The organism is Ralstonia sp. RL, assembly GCF_001683835.1.
GTDB lineage: Bacteria > Pseudomonadota > Gammaproteobacteria > Burkholderiales > Burkholderiaceae > Ralstonia > Ralstonia mannitolilytica.
This window is the reverse complement of record NZ_LWRX01000203.1, coordinates 1-20,382: the sequence shown is the minus strand read 5'-3', so window position 1 is coordinate 20,382 and position 20,382 is coordinate 1. Positions and strand designations below refer to the sequence as shown.

The following is a 20,382-nucleotide window of genomic DNA, read 5'->3' as shown; positions in this document are numbered from 1 at the left end:
TACGCCGCCCCATGCAAAACGCCCCGCGCGGAGGCGGGGCGTCTTGTACAACGGGGCGGCGGCGCTCAGCGCGCCACGGGCTTGGCGTACTGGATCGGAATGTCGACCCGCGCCTGCGGCAGCGTCTTCTTGAGCTGCGCACGCGCGTTCACGGCCTCCTGGAACGACGCAAAGCGCAGCGTGCTGATGTTCAGGTGTCCGTAATACTCCGCCGACACGGGTGTTGCGGGCAGGGTGCCGACTGCCTGGCGCACGCTGTCGACTGACACCTGCGAGACCACCACTTCGTTGCGGCTCTCGCCAACTACGCCGCGCTCGTTGGCGACTTGCGTGACGGCTGCCGACGCAGCGCCCGCGGCCTTGGTACGCGTGCCGCTGGAAAGCACCTTGAACGACTGCGTTTCGATCTGCACCGTCGGTGCACTTGCGTACTGCGCAAGTTCCTGCGTGCTGAGGTGCTTGCCGACCGCCAGGTCCGCGGCTTGGCAGGCGGCGCCCATCGAGAGGAGCACCGCCAGCGACGCGGTTTTCATAAAAGTTGCATGGATCATGTTGAATGTTCTCCGAACGGGCTCACTTGGCGGCAATCACGCGGTATTCCACGGCCAGGGGCGTGGCCAGGGTCACGGTGTGGGTGCCGCCCTGGGGCTGGTACGTCGAGCAGGCGTTGGTCGGTACGCCGCTGACGGCATAGACCTCCCACGTGCCGGCTGCGTTTTCGCCGTAGAAGGCGTAGCTGCCAAGGCCGTACTTGTTCACGGCATTGACGCCGTTGTTGTAGTAGCCGTTGTACGGGAGGGACAACGCCGACACCGTGCCCGACGGCGATTTCACAAAGAAGCCGACGCTACCAATGCAGACGGAGCCCGACACCCGCAACTGCAAGGCATCGACCTTGTCAGTGCCCGACACGTTGAACTGGCCGAGCTTTTGCACCGCGCCGTAGTTCAGCTGGTTGACGTTGGCGAACGCCGCCGCGAAATCCGGCACCGACAAGGCAGCCGGCTTATACGTTGTGGTGGCTTTGGCCATCTTCACGGCGGCGGATGCGTCGATCAATCCAAAGCCGTACCACGTCGAATACGCATAGCCAGCGGCGTTGGTCTGCCAGCCGTAGTCCAGGCGTGCGGTGGTGGCGCCGTCAACCAGGCTCGTGCTCGTGTCGGCCGTGGTGGTGTTGCTCGTCAGGTCGATCTTGGCATTGCGGCCGTCGCGATTGCCGTAGTCCGGGTCGATCTTGCGTGCGGTGGCCCGCAGAATTTCACGCACATCGCGCCAGGTCAGATTCGGATTGGCCGAGAGCATCAGCGCAACCACGCCGGACACCGTGGGCGTTGCCGCAGACGTGCCGTTCATGCTCGAGTAGTCGCATTTCGGGTTGTCTTTCAGATTGGTGGCCGTGCCCGCCATCGCAAAGTCATCCAGCTCGTCTGTATTGGCACGGCTGTAGCCGCGCGCGCAGCCGCTGAGGTCGGTGGAGAAGATCTTCGGCCCGGACCCGACCTCGCCGTACTTGCCGCCGTTGCCGGACTCGCCGCCCAGGCCCGTGATCCAGTTGACCGATCCGGCGTTTGAATAGCTCGCTTTGACGCCACGCGCATTGGCAGCGCCCACCAGGATCACGCCCGGCTCAAGCGCTTCGGGGTCATTGGCCGGATTCTCGCAACTGACGAGCCCAGGAACGCCTCCGGCGGCAGGGCACGTCCGCTCCGGCTGCCCTGGAACCACGATCGCGTCATACTCGTTGCCCGCTGCCTTGAGCATCACCATTCCACGGCCGCCGCGCAGGTTCGGGAACGCGCGAACCGCGGTCTGTGCCGAGGTGGGCGTGTCGTACTCCAGGGGCGCCTGCGGGTTCGCACCGTACGACGCATTGATGATGTGGCCGTTCTTCGACCAGGCCGCGCCGCCATAGGCGGCGTTAATGTCGGGGTTCGCCGCGCGCAGGTAGCGTGCACCGCCCAACGTCGCCCGCGGCGCGATCCCCATCACACCCTTGCCGTTCTGCGCCGCGGCGATGATGCCGGCCACGTTGGTGCCGTGCGCGTCCTTGATGTTCGCGGGATTGTCTGCCGGTGTCGGATCGTTTGAGCCATCGTCGAAGTTGTGCGTCATGTCCGAGTTGGCATTGGCGAACAGGTCTTCGTTGTGCACATCGATGCCGTCGTCCAGCACGAGCACGTTCACGCCCTGGCCCTTGACGCCGGCCCGGTGTACGTCTTCCACATCAATGTCGGTCGTGCCGTCGGCGACGAGACCGAACGCCGCAAAGAAGCTGTTCGCCTGCCTGAGCGCCCACTGGTAGGCGTACAGCGGCTCGGTGCTGCCGGTCTGGCAGGCGTACTTGGCATCGACGCCAGTTTCTGCGCAGGTGGATGCGGGCGGCGTGTTGCCGCCGTTGTTGCCGCCGCCATTGCTGGCCGTGTTGCTGCCGGAATCTCCGCCGCCGCACGCGGCCAGGGCCACGGTGGCGAACAGCGTCAAGGCAAGCGTTTTTCCCGTTATGTCTTTCACGAGACCCCCGTTTTGTCGTTGTGAGTTGTGCGAAGCGCGGGATGCCCGCACCGCTTTGACCTGTTCGACGAAGAGAGGGCACATCGTCCGTGCCCGCCGCAAGCGCATCGGCTCTCGTCAGGTCGGGCCGGATGCTCGCATGCACGACGGGCGCGCTTCAACGAAGAAGGCGCATGCCGCCGCTAACCGGTTCCGCTGTCGCGCGAACCTGTCAGCGCGTCTCAGCCCAGGAGCGGCAAGCGCGGGAGGAGGGAGGAAAAAACGCGTGCGGGAAGAGGGGCGCTGCGCGCATCAGCGCATCTGCATGACCCAGGTGCGCCAGTCCTTGTGCTGCACGAAGGGCATGGCAGCGGCGCGCCCTTCGACGGCCAGCATGCGCGTCTCACGCGGGGACATGCTGGTCGCGCGGCGGTATGCACGTGCAAAGTTCGAAGCGTCGGAAAAACCGTAGGTCTGCGCGATTTCGGCCACCGAACGGTGTGTCTGCGACCGGTCGGCGAGGATCGCGTGGCACTGTCGCAGGCGCTGCATGCGCAGGTAGTTGAAGAAGCCGCCTTCGCGCTCGAACAGCCGGTAGAGCGTGGCACGCGAGATGCCAAACTGCACGGCCACGCCTTCGGGCGAAAGCGTCAGATCCGACAAGTTGTGCTGCATGTGTCGGCAGATCGACGCAAAGAGGCTTTCCCTCACGGCCGGCGCACTGGCTTCGGTCACCTGGCAGTTGATGGCGGCCGCAGCCAGTTGCAGGGTGCCCGGGATGACGGCCTGCGCTTCGGCATCGCTCAACTTCCCCATCGACTGATAGAGCGAACACAGGTGATCGCGCAGCAGCCCGACCATCGGGGCGTCGCCGCGCAGCACGCGCATGCTCAGTTCGTCGGGTGCGCGCAGCAGCGGTGCCAGCAGGCGCCGTGGCACGGCCAGGCTCAGAAAGCGGCTGTCGGTCGTGCTGGTGGCGAGCGGCTGCGCAGCGTCGACGATGAACAGATCGCCCGGGCGCGTGGCGCTGCCGCTGTCGCCATCGCGCTGTCCGCAACTGCCTTCCAGGTAATACTGCAGAACGTAGACATCCACGCCGTCGCGCCCGAGCTTGGAGCGGGAGCGGTCGTAGTGTTGTGCCTGTGCGCTGAGCATGCCCACGCCGGTCTCCCCGCACAGATAGGCATCGACGCTGGCCCGGAACCCCTCCGCGCGCGGCACGGCAGAGCGCGTGTCGAACAGCACGTTGATCGCGTCCCGCCACGCGGCGAATTGATGCTCGCGCGCAAGCGCAGATGTATCGAAGTGGGAATGCGGTGGTTTGCTCACGGCGGTTTCCTCAAAGCCCCCGGCATTGTGCAGAAGTCGTGGCCGATGACGGCATGCTCCAAAAGGAGGGTTTACGCCGCACGCTCGCCTACACCACCGCCAGCCTTGGCCGCTCCGGTCTGGGCATGACCACGTTGCGGCCTGCGGCCTTGGCTTCATACAGCCGTCCATCGGCCAGCCGAACAAGGTCTTCCAGCGTGTCGTCTTCGGCGGCAACGCCCGAATGCACGGCCACGCCGATGCTCACCGTCAGCTTGCCGTACGCACTTCCCGCGTTGGGCTCGTCGGCCGCCAAGACAGCGGCCCGAATGGCTTCAGCCACGCGCACGGCGCCGCTGAGGTCCGTATTGGGCAGCACGGCGCAGAACTCTTCGCCGCCGTACCGGCCGGCAAAGTCGCCGGGCCGCTTGATGCTGTCGTTCACGCAGCGCGCGACGGTGCGCAGCGCGGTGTCGCCGGCGGCGTGGCCGTAGCGGTCGTTGTAGCGCTTGAAGTCGTCCACGTCGATCATCAGGACCGACATCGGCGTGCGGTGCCGGTTGGACCGCAGCCATTCCATTTCCAGCGCGGCATCGAGCGCGCGGCGCGTGCCGAGGCCGGTCAGGCTGTCGGTGTTGGCCATGAGCTGCAGCTGCTGCTCCATCTCGAGGCGCTTGCGCAGCTGCCGCGCAAAGAGCACAGACAGCACCATGAACACCGCGTCGAGGATCAGCACAATGCCGCCGATCACCCAGGCGCGCTGCCACCATTCGGCGTAGATGTCTTCGGTGGCCAGCCCGACCGTGACGATCAGCGGGTGGTCTCCGATATGGCGGAAGCTGTAGAGCCGTTCGATGTTGTCAATGCCGCCGACGTCGATGTAGGAGCCCTCGGGTGCCAGCAGGCGCTTCTGAAACGCGGTGGCACCGGCAACGCTGCGGCCGATGAGTTGTTCGTCGTACGGGCGGCGCATGAGCAGCGTGCCGTCGGTGCGCACCAGCGTCACGGCCGCGTGCGGGCCGAGGTTGATGCCGTCGAAGAGCCGGCGGAAGTAGTTCAGGCGCAGCGTGCCGACCACGATGCCGTTGAACTCCCCGTGGGGACCGTTCAGGCGCCGGCTCAGGCCGATCGACGTCTCCAGGCCGCTCACGCGCGGCTTGAACGGCTCGCTGATATAGAGCCCCATGTTCGGGGAGCCCCGCTGCACCTGGAAGTAGTCGCGATCGCCGAGGTAGATGCGCCGGGGCGGCACCGCGCGCGAATCGACGACCACGTCGCCCGCCGCGTTCGTGACCAGCAGCGAGCCCATGTCCTGTGCGTTGGTGGACCGGTCAAACAGCACCAGCTGCCGCACGTTGGCCGGCAGCGCGCTGATGACTGGATCATGGACCGTGTCGATGACGGCCTGCAGCGACAGGTCGTACACTTCGATGTTGCGCGCGATGTCGCGCTGCAGGATCAGTGCGAGGTTGTCTGCGCTGTCCCGCGCGCGCGCCAGCGCGTCGACGCGCATCTCCCACAGCGACAGTGCCGTCAACCCAGTCACCACGAGCGACAGCACCGACGCCCCGGCGATCAGCAGGGGAGGGCGTCGCAGAAGGGCCGCCGTAGCGCGCTGGAGAGGCATGCGCGAATTGTGAATTAGTGATGAGACGGACGATTGTGTACCGGACTCCACCTTCCTAGGCAATAGGTTGTAGAACCTTTTGCACAGAGAAAACGTTTGCGTACGCGCTCCTACGCCGCCGCGTCGCGCAGGTGCAGCACTTGCTAACCCCTTGGGGGATGTGCCGGGCGCGCCGCACCGCACCGCGTCGATGGGGCGGGCCGCCCACCTCATCACCACCTTTGCCTATGCTGGATCCGCACCCTTGGAGAACGCCATGCCAGACGACCGCGCCTCGCCCACGCCCGCGCCCGCCAACCCGTATCCGCCCGTCGCGGATACGCACGAAGAGGCACTGCTCGACGAGGGCATCGAAGAAACCTTTCCCGCGAGCGACCCGGTGTCGGTCGATACCGGCAAGCCCGATGTCCCGCCGGAAGTGCCGGCACAGGCGCCCAGGCCATAAAATGCGCAATATGTGTCAACGCAATCGCCACTTCGTCCGTATTACGTGACATCAGAGATGACGTTCGGATCGCGCACGCGCGACATGACCGGCGCGCCGGCGGCCGCAAGACAACCGACCGCGCCCGGCAACAACGGGGGCTCAACACAGGTTGGGGACGCTTCTTGAGGCGCAAGCCGCAGGGCCGCCAGATTCCGGCCCGGCGCGCGCCGATACCTCCCGTTTGCGCGTACCCGCATCCCATCCGGTGCGCCACCGGCGCCGCGCTCAGCCGCGTGCATGACGTGGCGCACCCTTCAAGCCAGCAGGATTTCGTGTTTCACCATGCCTGACGCCGCGTCCAACGACGCCAGTCCCCCCTCGCGCAGACCGTCGCCCAAGCGTTCCGCCCGTGACGGCGCAGACGCCGCGCTCGACCCATCCGCCAGCGCCTCCCGCGCCGATTCCGGTTTCGGCCTGGGCGGCTGGTCCGTCATCGGCATCGTGCTCGTCCTGGGCGCGCTCGTCTTCGACAGCCTGTATGCGCTGCTCGACCACGTGCATTACGCCGACATGGTGGCTGCGCTGCATGCCATGCCGTTCTCGCGCCTGTTGCTGGCCGCCTTGGCCACGGCGCTCAGCTATGCCGCCCTGACGCGGTACGACGCATCGGGCTTGCGGTATGTCGGCGCGCAACTGGCGCCAGGCACGGTCGCTGCCACCTCGTTCATTGCCTATGCGCTCGGCAACACGATCGGGCTCGGTTCGCTGACGGCGGGGTCGGTGCGCACGCGCCTGTACACAGCGGCCGGTGTCGACGCCGACCGCGTGACCGCTGCCGTGGCGTTCGATGCCAGCGCGCTGGGCGTGTCCACCACGGCCTTCGGCGCGGTCGGGCTGCTGTGGGGCGCACCGCATATCGCCGCCATCACGCATCTGCCGGCGTCGCTGCTCGAAGCGGTGGCGCTGCTCGTTCTGGCTGGCGTGGTCGTGCTGCTGGCGTTGTGCCTGCGGCAGCGGCACGTCACGCTGGTCGGCCGCTGGGAAATCCGCTTGCCGCCGCCCGGGCTCGCGGCGCGGCAGTTCGTGATCTCGGCGGCGGACCTGAGCGCGGCGGCGGCGGCGCTGTGGGTCCTGATGCCGGCCGGCGCCGTCGATCTGCCCACGTTCGTAGCCTTCTACGCGCTGGCCGTCACGCTGGGCGTATTGAGCCAGAGCCCGGGCGGCCTGGGGGTGTTCGAGGCCGTGATCCTGCTGGGGTGCGGCGACCAGGCGGCGCCGGCCGAGATCCTGGCTGCGCTGCTCTACTACCGGGCGATCTACTTCCTGATGCCGCTGGTGCTGGCCACCGCCATGCTCGGCGTCTTCGAGCTGCGCTCGGGCACCGGTGCGGGTGCGCCGTTTGCCCCGTTCGGGCGCGCGGCGGTCAAGCTATCGCCGGGGCTGCTGGCGGCGCTGACGATGGTCTCGGGCGTGATGCTGCTCGTCTCCGGCGTCACCCCTGCCACCGACGAGGCCGAAGATCTCCTGCGCATGCACGTGCCGCTGTTCCTGGTGGAGGCGTCGCACATGATCGGCAGCGTGGCGGGGCTCGTCATGCTGTTTGTCGCGCGGGGGCTGCTGCATCGGCTCGACGCGGCGTGGTGGGCGGCGCTGGTGCTGTCGCTGCTGGCGGGCGTGCTGGCGCTGCCCAAGGGCATCGCCGTGTCGGAGATGGCGGTGCTCGTGACGCTGGCGGTGCTGCTGGTCATCTCGCGCCGGCAGTTCGACCGGCCGTCGTCGCTGTTCTCGCAGCGGCTGGAGGCCGGCTGGCTCATCGCCATGGCATGCGTGTTCGCGGCGTGCGTGTGGATCCTCTTCTTTGCCTACCGCGAAGTCGCCTACGCCAACCAGCTCTGGTGGCAGTTCACCTTCGATGGCGATGCGCCGCGCTCCATCCGCGCGCTCATGGCGGTGGCCGTGACGGGCCTCGGCTTCGGCCTGTGGCAACTGTTCCGCAGCGAGCCCGGCGAGACGGCCCTGCCCACCGAAGAAGACCTTGCCCGCGCCGCCGAGATCATCCGCGCCCAACCCGCCGCCGACGCCGTGCTCGCCCTGATGGGCGACAAGAGCCTGCTGTTCTCGCCGTCCGGCAAGGCTTTCATCATGTATGCCCGGCAGGGGCGCTCGTGGGTGGCGCTGTCCGACCCGGTGGGCGCGCAGCAGGAGTGGCCCGAGCTGATCTGGCGCTTCATCGAAATGGCCGATGCGCACGGCGGCCGCGCGGCGTTCTACAAGACGCGCCCGCAGACGCTGCCGCTGTACCTTGATGCCGGCCTGCGCGCGTACAAGCTCGGCGAGGAGGCATACGTGTCCCTGCCGGAATTCAGCCTGAAGGGATCCCGCCGCGCCAACCTGCGCCACGGCGTGACGCGCGGCGAGCGCGAAGGGCTGTCGTTCGAGATCGTGCCGCCCCAAGGCGTGCCGGCCATCCTGGAGGAGCTGCGCGCCATCTCCGACGAGTGGCTGCGCAACCAGAACGCGCGCGAGAAGGGGTTCTCGCTCGGCGCGTTTGAAGACCGTTACATCCTCCGCCAGCCCGTGGCGGTGGTGCGACGCGAAGGCGCCATCCTGGCCTTTGCCACGCTGATGTGCCCCGACGTGCTGCGCATCGAGGCCAGCGTCGACCTGATGCGCTACCGCAGCAACGTGCCGCCGGGCACGATGGATTTCCTGTTCGGCAAGGTCATTCTCCACTTCCAGGCCGAGGGGTATCAGCGCTTTGGACTAGGGATGGCGCCCATGTCCGGCATGGTCGAGCACCAGCTTGCGCCGCGCTGGCACCGGTTCGGACGGATGATGTTCCGCCATGGCGCGCGCTTCTACAATTTCCGCGGGTTGCGCAATTTCAAGGACAAGTTCGAGCCGGTATGGGAAGCCCGCTACCTGCTCGCACGCGGCGGCCTCGCGCCGCTGTTTACATTGACGGACGTCGCCGCGCTGATCGGCGGCGGCTTGAAGGGAGTGATCTCCAAATGAGTCGGCAAGCACCGCGCCCGCAAGAGGCGCGGCATCGGGGAGTGCAGCCCAGGGGCTGGCGTCTGGCGGCCCGCGTGGGCGCGGCCTGCATGGCGCTGGCGGCCGCGTGCGCCGTGGTGCCCAATGCGTGGGCGGCCGCTACCGCACCGAAGCCCGCGCCGGTGCAGGGCCCGGTGCTCGTGCCGCCGGTCGGGATGACCGGCGCCAGCGGCGTGACAGCCGCGCCACCGCAGGGCGACATGCCGCCGCGCGTGCAGATGAGCCCCGCCGCCGTCGCGGCCAACAAGGCAGCCAACGGCGGCGTGCTGTCGCTGCCGGTCGTGTCGCCGGCCACCTCGGCTGCCGCGCCCGGCGCCGTCGAGTTCGTCACCCACGGGCGCTTTCGCGATGTGCCGGTCTACAAGCCCAGGGGCGAAATCCGCTCGGTCGTGCTGATGCTTTCGGGCGATCTGGGCTGGACGACCACGGCCTCGCGCATGGCCGAGGCATTGGCCGACCAGGGTGCGTTGGTGGCGGGGCTCTCCACGCCCGCTTTGTTCTCCAGCCTCGAGGCCGACTTTGGCGATTGCGCGTTCCCCGACGGGGATCTCGAAAACTTCAGCCGCTTCCTGCAGGCGTACGAGAAGGTGCCGGGCTATTTCCCGCCCATCCTCGTCGGCGACAACGAAGGCGGTGCGCTGGCGTACGCCATGATCGCCCAGGCGCGCCCCAACATCTTCGCGGCAGCCATGTCGATCGAGTTCTGCCCGGTGCTCGAACTGCGCAAGCCGCTGTGCAAGGGCGAGGGCATCCATTTCAGCCGCCGCCAGAGCGAGAGCCGGACCACCGCCAAGCGCACCAAGCCGCCCGAGAACGCCGGCGTGGTGCTGCTGCCGGCGACCAAGCTGTCGGCGCCGTGGGTCGTGCTGCAATCCGACACGCTCACGCCGTTTGCGCGCCGCTCCGGCCCGCTGTGCGATGCGCATGCCACACAAGCCTTCATCAACACGATCTCGGGCGCGCAGTCGGTGGCGCTGCCGGCGTCCGTGTCGGGCGCGAACGCTCAGCCCATCACCGCGAACGAGCTGTTCAAGGCCGCCTTCGCCAAGCTCGTGGCGCAGCGCAAGCCACCCGCTGCGCCGCCGCCTGCCGCGGTGTCGGACTTGCCGATCATCGAGGTCGCCGCGCAGCCCGGCACGTCGTCCGACCTGTTCGCGGTGCTGCTCTCCGGCGACGGCGGCTGGGCCGGGCTGGACAAGGAGGTCGCGGCCGCGTTGTCCAAATCGGGCGTGCCGGTGGTCGGCGTCGATTCGCTGCGCTATTTCTGGACGCCGCGCACACCGGCCTCCGCTGCCGCCGACATGGACCGCCTCGTGCGCTTCTACGCCGCGCGGTGGAAGAAGCCGAGGGCGTTGCTGATCGGCTATTCGCAAGGCGCCGACGTGCTGCCGTTCATCGTCAACCGCATGCCGGCCGCCTCGCGCGACCACGTTGCGCTGGCGGTGATGATGGGCCTGGGCAAGCGCGCCGACTTCGAATTCCACATGACCAACTGGGTGTCGAGCAGCTCGTCGGGCCTGCTGATCCTGCCCGAGGCGCAGAGGCTGCCCACGGGCCTCGGCATGTGCATCTACGGCAAGGACGAGAAGGACAGCAATTGCCCCGCCCTGGACCCGAAGCAGGTTCAGCTCGTCAGGCTGCCCGGCGGCCATCACTTCGATGGCGACTACGCCAAGCTGGCGCGGATCATCCTCGAAGGGGCACGCGCGGGCGGCGGCGGGGCCGTCGCGCGCTGACCGATGGCAGTCGTGGCCGCCGCGCCTCGTGCGTGTCAACCGCCGGCGGCCAGGGACTGCACGCACTCATCGACGCTCAATTCGTGCAGCATCGCCGGGCGCAGCGTTTCGTCGGTGGCGCGCAGCAGGGCGGCCAGCGCACGCGGCTTGAGCCGCACCAGCATCAGCTGCAGGCCGCGCGCCGCACATTCCGCCGCAAAGATGCGCAAGGCCTCGATGGCCGAGCCATCGACGTCGGGCGTTTCTTCGAGGCTCAGCATGATCGTGCGCAAGGGCACGTCGTACGGCTGCTGCAGCATCGCCCGCACGTTGCCGAGCACGCGTTCGGTATTGGCGAAGAACAGCGGCACCTCCGGCCGGACGATCAGTACGCCAGGCAGCGGCTTCGCGTCGGCGTGCAGGGACACATCGACGAAATCATGGCTGTCGCGCAGGCGTCCGAGCACGCTCACGTTGGGCTCGGAGAGCTGGCGCAGCGTCAGCAGCAGGCTCACGCCGATCGCCGCCAGCAGCCCGTGCAGCACGCCAAGCACCAGCACGGCCAGCAGCGCGGCGATGACGACGAGGCGATCGCGGTGCCATGTCCAGTACGGCTTGAACACGCCCGGGTGCAGCGAATGGCTGACGGCAAAGATCACGATCGCGGCCAGCACCGGCTCGGGAATCCGTGCGAGCTGCGCAAGGAACAGCCAGACGATCAGCGCCACCACGGCCGCCGCGCACAGCCCGGCCAGCCGTGACTGCGCGCCCGCCGCCTCGTTGGCCGACGTGGCGGAATACCCGGCGCCGACCGGCATGCCGTGCAGCAGGCCCGACAGCAGATTCGCGCAGCCCAGCGCGACGAGGTCGCGGTTGGCCGACATGCTGTCGCCGTGTTTGAGCGCGAAGTTCCGGATCGAGCCGTACGACTCGGCATACAGGATCAGCATGAGCGCAAAGCCGAGCTCCGCACTCTGCATCCATTGCACGCGGCCCAGGCTCGGCACGCCGAAGCTCACGTTCTGCAGGTCGATCTGGCCCACCACGGCAATGCCATAAGCGTGCCAGTCGACGCCATAGCCCACTGCGATGGCGAGCACGATGACGACCAGCGTGGCCGGAATGCGCCCCCAGCGCCCGAGCCCGAAGAGCAGCACAAGTGCCACCGCGCCGAGCGCCGCGCTGTAGCGGTTGGCGCTTCCCGTGCTGCCGAGCAGGTCCAGTACCACGCGGAGGGTGTCGCTGTGGTGCACGGGCACCGCCAGGATCTTCGGCAACTGCTTGATGGCGATGGTCAGTGCCAGCCCGAACGTGAAGCCGCGCAGCACCGGCCGCGCGATGAAGTCCGACATGCCGCCCAGCCGTGCCAGCCCGGCCAGGATGAACAACACGCCCGTCGCGATGACGAGCGCCGCCGCCATCGTGAGTGCCGTCGCGCCGTTCGTACCGGGCTCCGAGAGCACCGTCGCGAACAGCACCGCCGCAGACGACGATGTGGCCGAGACGATGGCAAACCGGCTTGTGCCGAGCAGCGCGTAGACAACGAGGCCGCACAGCAGCGCGATCAGCCCTGCCTGCGGCGGCAGGCTCGCGATGCCCGCATAGGCGACGGCTTCGGGCAGCAGCAGGCCCGCAATCGACAGGCCGGCGACCACATCGCCCAGCACGCGGCGCTGCGGCGTCTGCGGGGGCGCGGCCAGCGGCGCGAAGTTCTCTGCGTGCTGCAGCGCGGTGGCGGAATGTTCCTGGTGTGAAGGCATGCGATGCAGGGCAGAAAAGGAAGACGCCGCGACCAGGCGGGCGCGGCGTGCGGTGTCAGCAGCAGGCGGCGGCGCTTACTTGGCGCAGCCCTTGCCTCGGCTCGGTCGCATGCCCTGGGCCTTGGCGTCGGCTTCGGTCATGTACTGGCCCTGCTTGGTCTTGCCGTAGTAACGGTCGCCCGCGCAGTGGTAGACCTTGGTGGTGGCGTTGGCCCAGACCTTGTCGGGGCCGCCACCGGCAGCCACGGTGGCTGGCGCTGCGGCAGCCGGCTTGGCGGGTGCAGCGGCAACGGGCTTGGCCGGCGCGGGCGCGGGCGTCGGGGCGGGTGCTGCAGCAGGTGCAGCGGGCGCGGCAGCAGCCGGCTTGGCCGGTGCAGCGGCCGCAGGGGCCGGAGCCGGAGCAGGTGCCGTCGAGGCGCTCGCGGCGCTGGCCTTCTTGTCGACGCCGCCATGACCGCGGCAGGCACCCTTGAGGGTCGCCCCGCTATAAGGCGTGCCGTCCTTGCAGACTGCGTGCACGCCAGCAGGTGCCGCGGCGGCGGGCGCGGCCGGCGCCGCGGTGCCCTGCGCAAACGCCGATCCCATCACCAGCGCACCCATCGAAAACATCAACGCAGACAGTTTCATAACGAGACCCTCAACGAGGCACACGGGATACGTGCGTGACCGATTAACGCCGGCCAAGGGCGCGCGTTGACCACACCGAGGGTTTGTCAGAAGACAAAGGCTGCAACGTTGACCATTGCGTAACAGTTCAGCGGTGGCGCGAGGTGGCCGACGGCGCGCGCCAGAGCCTCTTTCCATTGACGAAATGTCAACAAATAACGTATCGTCAACACCCATGAGGGCTGCTGAAGAAAACCGCCTCCTCCTGCGCGAGGGGCGCAAGATCGTCGAGGCGCTAGGCAAGACGCTGGCGCCGCTGGTGGAGGTCGTGCTGCACGACCTGACCGATCCCGACCATTCCGTGGTCGCCATCGCCAACAATCTTTCGGGCCGCCGGGTGGGCGACGCCGCGACGGAAATGGGCCTGGCGCGCATGGCCGATTCCGGCTTCCCGGAAGTCATCGAAAACTACGCCAACCGGTTTCCCGATGGGCGGCCGGCCAAGAGCACGTCGATCGGGCTGAAGAACAGCCGCGGCGAGTACGTGGCCGCCATCTGCCTGAACATGGACGTGTCGATGCTCGGCGCCGTGACGGCCGGCCTCACGCAACTGGTGCGCATTGACGTGGCAGCGCCGCCGGTGGCCGAGTCGCTCGCGCCCCGCCGCGTGGAAGAAGTGCGTGCCGCACTCGAACGCTTTGCCGTCGCGCGCAACACCACACCCATGGCGATGACGCTCGACCAGCGCCGCGAGGCCATGCGAGAACTGGCCGCCAGCGGCCTGCTGAACCTGCGCCGCGCGTTGTCTGAAGTCGCGCAGACGCTCGGCGTGGCGCGCTCCACCGTCTACACCTACCTGCCCGAAAACTCCGAGGACATTGCATGAGCCTGCCCCTTTCGTACGACGACATTGCTGCCGCGCATGCCCGCCTGCAAGGCGTGGCGCACAAGACGCCCGTGCTGACCTCGTGCACCGCCAACGCGCAGACCGGCGCAGAGCTGTTCTTCAAGGCCGAGAACTTCCAGCGCATGGGTGCTTTCAAGTTTCGCGGCGCATACAACGCGCTGCTGCAGTTCACGCCCGAGCAGCGCAAGGCGGGCGTGATCACGTTCTCGTCGGGCAACCATGCGCAGGCCATTGCCTTGTCGGCGCGGCTGCTCGGCATGCGCGCGGTGATCGTCATGCCGAAGGATGCGCCTGTCATCAAGGTGGAAGCCACGCGCGGCTACGGCGGTGAAGTCGTGTTCTACGACCGCTACACCGAAGACCGCGAGGCCATCGGCCGCAAGCTGGCCGAGGAACACGGCCTCACGCTGATCCCGCCGTACGACCATCCGCACGTGATGGCCGGGCAGGGCACGGCGGCCAAGGAACTGATCGAAGAAGTCGGCCCGCTCGATGTGCTGCTCACACCGCTGGGCGGCGGCGGGCTGCTCTCGGGGTGTGCCACGGCCGCACGCGCACTGAACCCCGCCTGCAAGATCATCGGCGTGGAGCCCGAAGCCGGCAACGACGGCCAGCAGAGCCTGCGCCGTGGCGAGATCGTCCATATCGATACGCCCAAGACGCTGGCCGACGGCGCGCAGACCCAGCATCTGGGCCGCTACACGTTTGCCGTGATCCGGCAACTCGTCGACGACATCGTCACGGTCAGCGATGCAGAACTCGTCGCCACCATGCGCTTCTTTGCGGGCCGCATGAAGTCGGTGGTCGAGCCTACGGGCTGCCTGGCTGCCGCGGCGGCGCTGCAAGGCAAGGTCGATGTGCGCGGCAGGCGCGTCGGCATCGTCATCTCGGGGGGCAATGTCGACCTGCAGCACTTCGCCAGGCTCGTTCTGGAGCACGCATGAGCGACACGACCGAGGCGCGCTATCTCAACGCGCCGGCGCTGCGCCCGCCCGCCGGGCACTACTCGCACGCGGTGTGCGCCAACGGCTTCGTCTTCGTGGCCGGTCAGATTCCCGTGACGCCGGCCGGTGAAAAACTCGTCGACGCGCCGTTCGAGACGCAGGTGCGGCAAGTGTTGTCCAACCTCGACGCCGTGCTGGCCGCGTCGGGCACCAGCCGCTCGCGCCTCGTGCAGGTGCGCGTATACGTGACCGACATGGAAACGCACTGGCCGGCTTTCGATGCGCTGTACCGTACGTGGATCGGGGACGTGCGCCCGGCGCGTGCGGTGGTGCCGGTGCCGACGCTGCACTACGGCCTGGCCGTGGAGATCGAGGCGACGGCGCTGGCCGGATGACAAAACGCTTGCCGTTGACGGGCGTCAGCATGAGGCCGCGTGAGGGGGGTTGATGTCCGTCGGTTTACCGGCCATTGTTGCAAGATGCCGGAGGTTCCTGCCCGGGCATTTTTGCCCGTGACCACGACAGACGACTCGCTCCAAGACATGATCCAAGCCGCACGGCAACTCACGCAGGACGATGTACCGATCGGGCAACCGTTGCCTTTCATCATGGGCGACCCCGCTGGCCGTCTGCTGTTGCCCGCCGGCGTTGTCGTGCACGACCCCGACGATGTGCGGCTCCTGTTCCAGCATGGGCCCGTGCTGGCGTTGACGCAGGTCGACACCCAGGACACCGCCGGCACCGAGCCTCCCAAGGAACCGCCGGAAGGCAGGCCGCGCCTGAGCGCCACGGGGCTGAGCATCGGAACCGTGCTGCAAGTCCACGAGAAGTCGGCGCCGTTGCGCGGGCCTCTGCCGTGCCGGTTGATCGGCTACGTGGAAGGCGAGGCGCTCTTCATCACGCAGCCTGCCGATGCCAAGCGCACGTTGCGGCCCGGAGCGCGCGACGTGCTGATGGTGCGCGGCTTCTCGGGCCGCGCGGTCATCACCATGATGTGCAGCGTGGTCGCGACGGGCCAGTTCCCGGTGCCTTATCTCGTGTTGTCCATGCCCGCCAAGGTCCAAAAGATGCCGTTGCGGCGTGCGCGGCGGGTGCAGGTGCGCATTGGTGCGACGGTGCGTCCCGAAGGGCAGTGCCCGGCGCCGACGGACCGCGTCGCCGTGCTGCGCGATATCTGCCTGAACGGAGCCCTTGTGCAGAGTGCCGCCCCGACGTTTCGGTCGGGCGACCGCATTGCGTTGGACTTCAGCGCCTACGTCGACGGGCAGCAGGAGGATTTCGCTCTGGTGGGGCGCGTGGCCGGTACGTCGTCGGTGCAAGAAGGCACGACGGCGTTTCCATCGTTCGGCGTGGAATTCACGCTGACCAAGGAGCAGACGGCGCGTCTGTCCCGGCTGATCATCGAACGGCTGGACGAGCCGCTTTGACGGATCAGCCCGACAGCATGGTTTCGAGCAGCCACGCCCCTGCCTGGCCCAGCGTACGGTTGCGCGACCATACTGCATCGACCTGCACCTGGCGGGGCCAGCCCCGTGCGCGGATTTCGTGCAGGCGGTCGGCGGCAAAGTGGTCCACCAGCCAGCGCGGCAGTTCCGTCCAGCCGAAGCCCAGCACCGCCATTTCCAGCAGCATCAGGTAGCTCGGCGCCGACCAGCGGCGCAGGCTGCGCACGGGCACAGCGTCGGTTCGCGGGCCCGTCGGATCGACGAACGTGTTCAGCCGCAGCTCGCGCGCCTCACGGAGTATGGCGTGCGGCACTTCCTCGTCGCCGTATCGGGCGAGTGGGTGCTGCAGCCCCACGAACAATCCGATCTCCGATTGTTCCGCAATGGTTGCCCATCCAATATCGGCCGGATATGCCGCCTGCGCGGCCACCAGGCCGATCTGGGCACGGCCCAGCTGGATGATGTCGACCACGTCTTCGTGCTCGGCGATCAGGCATTCGAGTTCAAGTTCGGGGTAGCGCTGCTCGAGCGTGGCGAGCGTCTGCTCATAGCGGTCGGACTGATAGGTATCGGACACCACCAGCGTGAGGCGTGCCTCCAGCCCACCAGCCATCTGCGCGGCGAGCCGGTCCATCTGCTCGCTGGCCTCGAGCACGCGGCGCACCTGCGTGAACATGGCGCGGCCCGCCTCCGTCAGCGTGGGCTGGCGCGTGCTGCGGTCGAACAGCGTCAGGCCCAGGTCGATTTCGAGATTGGCGATCGCCTCGCTGATCGTGGACTGCCGCTTGCCCAATTTGCGGGCGGCGGCGGAAAAGGAACCGAGCGTGGCGGCTTCGGCAAAGGCGAGCAAGGCTTCGGGTGAATGACGCATTGAGTCCTCCGGCGAGCGGCATAGCGCCCATAGTATCGGAAAAACCGATATCAAAGAACTGGATCATACGGTTCTTACCGATGAAAATACCCCTGTTCTTTGGAGGTATATGCAATGCAAGTCATACAGAAAACGCCGGCCGAGCGCCTTGTCCATGCGCTGACGTTCGAGTTGGTTGCCATGCTGATCTGCGCGCCGCTGTTTAGCTGGCTGATGGATTTGCCGTTGGCCGAAATGGGCGTGATGACGCTCATGTTTGCGGCAGTGGCGATGGTGTGGAACATGGTGTTCAACGCCATCTTCGAGCGCGTGGAGCGTCGCTACAGGCTCTCGCGCACCGTGATCCTGCGGGTGGTCCATGCCTGCCTGTTCGAAGGCGGGCTGGTCCTGATGCTGGTGCCGCTGGCCGCCTGGTGGCTCGACGTCGGTCTGTGGGAAGCGTTCGTGCTCGACATCGGCATCATGCTGCTGTTTCTGCCGTACACGTTCTTCTTCAACCTCGCCTACGATCACCTGCGCGCACGCTGGATGGCGCGCCGTGTCCTTGCCTGATGGGCGGATTGGCCTAGGGCAAAAATGGCAGCACGCGCAAAGCGTGCTTCCTATAATGAAGTTCTTTTTTTCGACGGGCGCACCGGCCAGGCCGCTGCGCCCGTATTGCATCCATGCCGCGCTTTGTTGCCATGCCGTCTCATGCCTCGGCAATCGTGCTGCGCCAATGCTACGTGGCGGCGTGCGCGGGCGATGCCGTGGGTATGATGGACGTAGTGCGCGATGCGTGCGGTGCACGTCATGCCGCAGCCATGGTGCGCTGGCGCGTTGATGGGCGGTGGCATTGGGCGGCGTCGCAGGGTGTCTGCATGGCCAGGCTGCTGCTGCACGCCAGGCACGGCGACGGCGTGACCGGCTGGCCGATTGCCGACGCCGAAGTGCGCGGCATGGTGTGGTTCGAGGATCGGCCGCGGGGGCAGCGAGCGCGTGCGGGGTACCGGGCGGGGCCGCTCGCTCTGCTGCCGCATGTGGCACAGGCGCTGCCGCTGTGCTGGCAGCGCGCGGCCGCCCGCGCAGGCGTGGCGCCGGTGCAGCCGGCCAACGCCTGGCTGACAGGTCTCTTCCACCTCACCCGGCGGGAGGCGGATGTGGCCGACCTGCTGGCACACGGCGCCGATCCGGCAAGCGTTGCCCGCAAGCTCGGCATCTCGCTCGACACGGTGCGCACGCACCTCAAGCACGTCTATCGCAAGACGAACACGCACAGTCAATGCGATGTGGTGCGATTGATGCTCGCGGCATCCGCCCGCCGCTGACGCGGCTGCGCGGTCAGGCTGCTGCCACCTGGGGCGCTTCGGCGCTGGGTGTGCCGTCCTTGAACAGCGTTTGAAGCTGCGCCCGCAGCTCGGGCGTGTCGGCATGCTTGTGCACGGAAACGGCGTGTTGCACGGCGGCTTCGAGCAGCTCGGCGTCGCTGTCGGCGCTGATGGCGACCGAGCAGTTGGTCTCGCTAGGGAAGGCCCGGCAGTCGATGTAGCGGCGGCCCATGGCGGTACTCCTGAAACTAAACGATGGCCGCGCGATGCCGAAACGGGCGTCGCGCGTACGTTCGTTATAGGTTCGCCGGGGGGCAGTGTCGTCACCCGAGCGGGGTAGGACAGCGCTGAGGCGCCCGGGTCAGCCGACCACTCTGGCGCCGCGCTCCTGCAGCAGCACGCGCAGCACGGAACGGTGGCAATGGGCTTCGTCCTCGCAATAGCAGCCCACCGACAGGTTGGTCTGATGCGATAGCGCGGCCAGCATGTCGAGCAGGCGGGCGGCATCGCCGTCGCGCATTTCGGTGCGGAAGTGGCGCACGAAGGTGTGCCAGGCTTTTTCATCGTGCTGGGATTGCGCGGCCTGGGCTTGCTTGACCAGTTCGGGCGTGGGCGAAAGCAGCGGCATCCACACGTCATAGAAATCGCGGCTGGCGAATGCTTCCTTGGGCACGCCGCGCGGCGGGCGCCGCACGGTGCCGATGCGCAAGCCTTCATCGGGGTGACGCGGCTCGCCGAGCCTGACGATGCGTAGTGCCATGGAATGTCTCCGTGTGGATGCTGCGCGCGGCGTGCTTACGAACCCTGCCGGCTCTGCACCGTTGGGAAGAACAGATCCTTCCACGACGCCGGCTTGTTCTTGAGCGTGCCCACGCGCTGCATGAACTCAGCATAGTGTGCGACACCCACCGGCGTCGTCGTGAAGCGCGAATCCGGATCATCGAGAATCTTCTTCACCTCTTCCGGCGAACTCTTCACCTTCGACTGGGCGATGTAGATCTGCGCCGCCTTGGTCTTGTCCTTGGCGATGAATGCGTTGGCTTCGTCCAGCGCCGCCACGAATGCCGCCGACAGTTTCGGGTTGGCCTCGTAGAACTTCTTGCTCGTGTAGGTCATGTCCAGCGTGATGTTGCCGAGCACGTCGACCGTGTTGAACACGCGGTGCAGGCCCGGGGCAGCGGCCTCGGTGTACGAGAACGGTGGCGAGGCCATGTGGCTGTTGATCTGGCTGCCGCCGGCCAGCATCACGGCGGTGGCGTCGGGGTGCGGCAGCGGCACGGTGATCGGGTCGAGCTTGTTGAACTGCTTGTCGCCGAAGGTCTTGGCGGCGGCCATTTGCAGCACCACGGCGGGCAACGAGGTCTTGATGCCGGGCACGGCGATGCGGTCCTTGTCGGAGAAATCCGCCAGCGTTTTGACGTTGGGGTTGCGCGTCATCAGGTACATCGACGACGAGCTGAGCGATGACAGGCCGCGCACTTCCATCGCGCTGCCGCGGGTTTTGTCCCACAACGTGAGGAAGCCGGGCACGCCCAGCGAGGCGATGTCGAGCGCGCCGGAGAGCATGGCGTCGTTGATGACGTTGCCGCCGTCGAGGATGCGGTAGCTGACCTTTACGTCGCCCAGGCCGGCGGCCTTGGCTTGCTTCTCCAGCAGGTGCTCGCTGGCCATGACCATGATGGGCAGGTAGAGGATGCCGTAGCCGTGGGAGATGCGGACTTCGGTGGCTTCTGCGTGGGCGGTGGTGATGGCGCCGGCCAGGAGCGATGTGGCCAGCGTGGCGGCGATTGACAGGCGGAGGATGGTGCGGCGGGGGTGCTGCATGTGTTGTCTCCTTGTTGTTGTCGATATGGTTGTTTGTTGGTGGTGCATCCCTTGTTTCACCCCCTGCCGGGGGCGACTTACTTTCTTTGTCTTG

The 20,382-nt window shown here is 67.4% G+C and carries 19 protein-coding genes; 9 read left to right on the top strand and 10 right to left on the bottom strand.

Annotation, left to right across the window (positions count from 1 at the left end; genetic code table 11):
* Positions 1-65 precede the first annotated feature (65 nt).
* The 4 genes from A6M56_RS18990 to A6M56_RS18975 form a co-directional block, all read right to left on the bottom strand.
* Complete coding sequence (locus tag A6M56_RS18990; RefSeq protein WP_045219545.1) at positions 66-533, bottom strand: hypothetical protein; 468 nt, start codon at positions 531-533, stop codon at positions 66-68.
* A 40-nt stretch (positions 534-573) separates the two neighbouring features.
* Positions 574-2,484 carry a S8 family serine peptidase gene (locus A6M56_RS18985; RefSeq protein ID WP_233902559.1) on the bottom strand — a complete coding sequence of 637 codons (1,911 nt, stop codon included), beginning with the start codon at positions 2,482-2,484 and terminating at the stop codon, positions 574-576.
* A gap of 321 nt (positions 2,485-2,805) precedes the next feature.
* Positions 2,806-3,822, bottom strand: coding sequence for an AraC-like ligand-binding domain-containing protein (locus A6M56_RS18980; protein ID WP_102079072.1), 1,017 nt, complete (start codon positions 3,820-3,822; stop codon positions 2,806-2,808).
* An 88-nt stretch (positions 3,823-3,910) separates the two neighbouring features.
* On the bottom strand, positions 3,911-5,428 hold the full coding sequence (locus A6M56_RS18975) for a sensor domain-containing diguanylate cyclase (RefSeq protein ID WP_045219549.1): 1,518 nt from the start codon (positions 5,426-5,428) through the stop codon (positions 3,911-3,913).
* Positions 5,429-5,684: 256 nt separating this feature from the next.
* Here A6M56_RS18975 and A6M56_RS18970 point away from each other — a divergent pair, with 256 nt between their 5' ends.
* The 3 genes from A6M56_RS18970 (at position 5,685) to A6M56_RS18960 (ending at position 10,645) form a co-directional block, all read left to right on the top strand.
* Entirely contained in the window at positions 5,685-5,873 is a 189-nt protein-coding gene (locus A6M56_RS18970) for a hypothetical protein (RefSeq protein WP_286758335.1), read from the top strand.
* A 324-nt stretch (positions 5,874-6,197) separates the two neighbouring features.
* Positions 6,198-8,870 carry a bifunctional lysylphosphatidylglycerol flippase/synthetase MprF gene (gene mprF, locus A6M56_RS18965; RefSeq protein ID WP_062738795.1) on the top strand — a complete coding sequence of 891 codons (2,673 nt, stop codon included), beginning with the start codon at positions 6,198-6,200 and terminating at the stop codon, positions 8,868-8,870.
* Positions 8,867-10,645 (top strand): virulence factor family protein, encoded by a 1,779-nt coding sequence (locus tag A6M56_RS18960; protein WP_102079071.1) that lies wholly within the window; start codon positions 8,867-8,869, stop codon positions 10,643-10,645. The genes mprF and A6M56_RS18960 overlap by 4 nt, the downstream gene beginning before the upstream one ends.
* 35 nt (positions 10,646-10,680) lie before the next feature.
* On the opposite strand, the gene A6M56_RS18955 is transcribed toward A6M56_RS18960, so the two are convergent.
* Positions 10,681-12,384, bottom strand: a complete 1,704-nt coding sequence (locus tag A6M56_RS18955; RefSeq protein WP_102079070.1) for a SulP family inorganic anion transporter — start codon at positions 12,382-12,384, stop codon at positions 10,681-10,683.
* A 75-nt stretch (positions 12,385-12,459) separates the two neighbouring features.
* Positions 12,460-13,011 (bottom strand): DUF3761 domain-containing protein, encoded by a 552-nt coding sequence (locus A6M56_RS18950; protein ID WP_102079069.1) that lies wholly within the window; start codon positions 13,009-13,011, stop codon positions 12,460-12,462.
* Between the two features lie 214 nt (positions 13,012-13,225).
* Here A6M56_RS18950 and A6M56_RS18945 point away from each other — a divergent pair, with 214 nt between their 5' ends.
* The 4 genes from A6M56_RS18945 (at position 13,226) to A6M56_RS18930 (ending at position 16,268) form a co-directional block, all read left to right on the top strand.
* Positions 13,226-13,876 carry a helix-turn-helix transcriptional regulator gene (locus A6M56_RS18945; RefSeq protein ID WP_102079068.1) on the top strand — a complete coding sequence of 217 codons (651 nt, stop codon included), beginning with the start codon at positions 13,226-13,228 and terminating at the stop codon, positions 13,874-13,876.
* Complete coding sequence (locus A6M56_RS18940) at positions 13,873-14,841, top strand: threo-3-hydroxy-L-aspartate ammonia-lyase (protein ID WP_045219563.1); 969 nt, start codon at positions 13,873-13,875, stop codon at positions 14,839-14,841. The genes A6M56_RS18945 and A6M56_RS18940 overlap by 4 nt, the downstream gene beginning before the upstream one ends.
* Positions 14,838-15,236 carry a RidA family protein gene (locus A6M56_RS18935; RefSeq protein ID WP_045219565.1) on the top strand — a complete coding sequence of 133 codons (399 nt, stop codon included), beginning with the start codon at positions 14,838-14,840 and terminating at the stop codon, positions 15,234-15,236. Before A6M56_RS18940 ends, A6M56_RS18935 begins: the two co-directional genes overlap by 4 nt.
* Before the next feature lie 147 nt (positions 15,237-15,383).
* On the top strand, positions 15,384-16,268 hold the full coding sequence (locus tag A6M56_RS18930) for a flagellar brake protein (RefSeq protein WP_102079444.1): 885 nt from the start codon (positions 15,384-15,386) through the stop codon (positions 16,266-16,268).
* Positions 16,269-16,272: 4 nt separating this feature from the next.
* On the opposite strand, the gene A6M56_RS18925 is transcribed toward A6M56_RS18930, so the two are convergent.
* Entirely contained in the window at positions 16,273-17,157 is an 885-nt protein-coding gene (locus A6M56_RS18925; protein WP_045219567.1) for a LysR family transcriptional regulator, read from the bottom strand.
* A 114-nt stretch (positions 17,158-17,271) separates the two neighbouring features.
* On the opposite strand from A6M56_RS18925, the gene A6M56_RS18920 reads away from it, so the two are divergent.
* Positions 17,272-17,709, top strand: a complete 438-nt coding sequence (locus A6M56_RS18920) for a multidrug/biocide efflux PACE transporter (protein ID WP_045219569.1) — start codon at positions 17,272-17,274, stop codon at positions 17,707-17,709.
* Between the two features lie 113 nt (positions 17,710-17,822).
* Positions 17,823-18,464: a helix-turn-helix transcriptional regulator gene (locus A6M56_RS18915; RefSeq protein ID WP_102079067.1), complete on the top strand. Its 642-nt coding sequence runs from the start codon at positions 17,823-17,825 to the stop codon at positions 18,462-18,464.
* Positions 18,465-18,477: 13 nt separating this feature from the next.
* On the opposite strand, the gene A6M56_RS18910 is transcribed toward A6M56_RS18915, so the two are convergent.
* From A6M56_RS18910 to A6M56_RS18900, 3 genes are all read right to left on the bottom strand, one after another.
* A complete protein-coding gene (locus tag A6M56_RS18910) occupies positions 18,478-18,696 on the bottom strand; it encodes a DUF1059 domain-containing protein (protein WP_045219573.1) in 219 nt (72 codons plus the stop codon).
* A gap of 129 nt (positions 18,697-18,825) precedes the next feature.
* On the bottom strand, positions 18,826-19,224 hold the full coding sequence (locus A6M56_RS18905) for a DUF488 domain-containing protein (protein ID WP_102079066.1): 399 nt from the start codon (positions 19,222-19,224) through the stop codon (positions 18,826-18,828).
* Between the two features lie 35 nt (positions 19,225-19,259).
* The gene (locus A6M56_RS18900) at positions 19,260-20,288 is read right to left on the bottom strand and encodes an ABC transporter substrate-binding protein (RefSeq protein WP_102079065.1); all 1,029 of its coding nucleotides are present in this window, start codon (positions 20,286-20,288) and stop codon (positions 19,260-19,262) included.
* Between the last annotated feature and the right edge of the window lie 94 nt (positions 20,289-20,382).

Excerpts from the sequence above, each read along its gene's own strand:
- A6M56_RS18990 (WP_045219545.1), bottom strand. The coding sequence starts at position 533 with ATGAAAACCGCGTCGCTGGCGGTGCTCCTCTCGATGGGCGCCGCCTGC.
- A6M56_RS18975 (WP_045219549.1), bottom strand. The coding sequence starts at position 5,428 with ATGCCTCTCCAGCGCGCTACGGCGGCCCTTCTGCGACGCCCTCCCCTG.
- A6M56_RS18970 (WP_286758335.1), top strand. The coding sequence starts at position 5,685 with ATGCCAGACGACCGCGCCTCGCCCACGCCCGCGCCCGCCAACCCGTAT.
- mprF (WP_062738795.1), top strand. The coding sequence starts at position 6,198 with ATGCCTGACGCCGCGTCCAACGACGCCAGTCCCCCCTCGCGCAGACCG.
- A6M56_RS18960 (WP_102079071.1), top strand. The coding sequence starts at position 8,867 with ATGAGTCGGCAAGCACCGCGCCCGCAAGAGGCGCGGCATCGGGGAGTG.
- A6M56_RS18955 (WP_102079070.1), bottom strand. The coding sequence starts at position 12,384 with ATGCCTTCACACCAGGAACATTCCGCCACCGCGCTGCAGCACGCAGAG.
- A6M56_RS18950 (WP_102079069.1), bottom strand. The coding sequence starts at position 13,011 with ATGAAACTGTCTGCGTTGATGTTTTCGATGGGTGCGCTGGTGATGGGA.
- A6M56_RS18945 (WP_102079068.1), top strand. The coding sequence starts at position 13,226 with ATGAGGGCTGCTGAAGAAAACCGCCTCCTCCTGCGCGAGGGGCGCAAG.
- A6M56_RS18940 (WP_045219563.1), top strand. The coding sequence starts at position 13,873 with ATGAGCCTGCCCCTTTCGTACGACGACATTGCTGCCGCGCATGCCCGC.
- A6M56_RS18935 (WP_045219565.1), top strand. The coding sequence starts at position 14,838 with ATGAGCGACACGACCGAGGCGCGCTATCTCAACGCGCCGGCGCTGCGC.
- A6M56_RS18930 (WP_102079444.1), top strand. The coding sequence starts at position 15,384 with ATGATCCAAGCCGCACGGCAACTCACGCAGGACGATGTACCGATCGGG.
- A6M56_RS18925 (WP_045219567.1), bottom strand. The coding sequence starts at position 17,157 with ATGCGTCATTCACCCGAAGCCTTGCTCGCCTTTGCCGAAGCCGCCACG.
- A6M56_RS18920 (WP_045219569.1), top strand. The coding sequence starts at position 17,272 with ATGCAAGTCATACAGAAAACGCCGGCCGAGCGCCTTGTCCATGCGCTG.
- A6M56_RS18915 (WP_102079067.1), top strand. The coding sequence starts at position 17,823 with ATGCCGCGCTTTGTTGCCATGCCGTCTCATGCCTCGGCAATCGTGCTG.
- A6M56_RS18910 (WP_045219573.1), bottom strand. The coding sequence starts at position 18,696 with ATGGGCCGCCGCTACATCGACTGCCGGGCCTTCCCTAGCGAGACCAAC.
- A6M56_RS18905 (WP_102079066.1), bottom strand. The coding sequence starts at position 19,224 with ATGGCACTACGCATCGTCAGGCTCGGCGAGCCGCGTCACCCCGATGAA.
- A6M56_RS18900 (WP_102079065.1), bottom strand. The coding sequence starts at position 20,288 with ATGCAGCACCCCCGCCGCACCATCCTCCGCCTGTCAATCGCCGCCACG.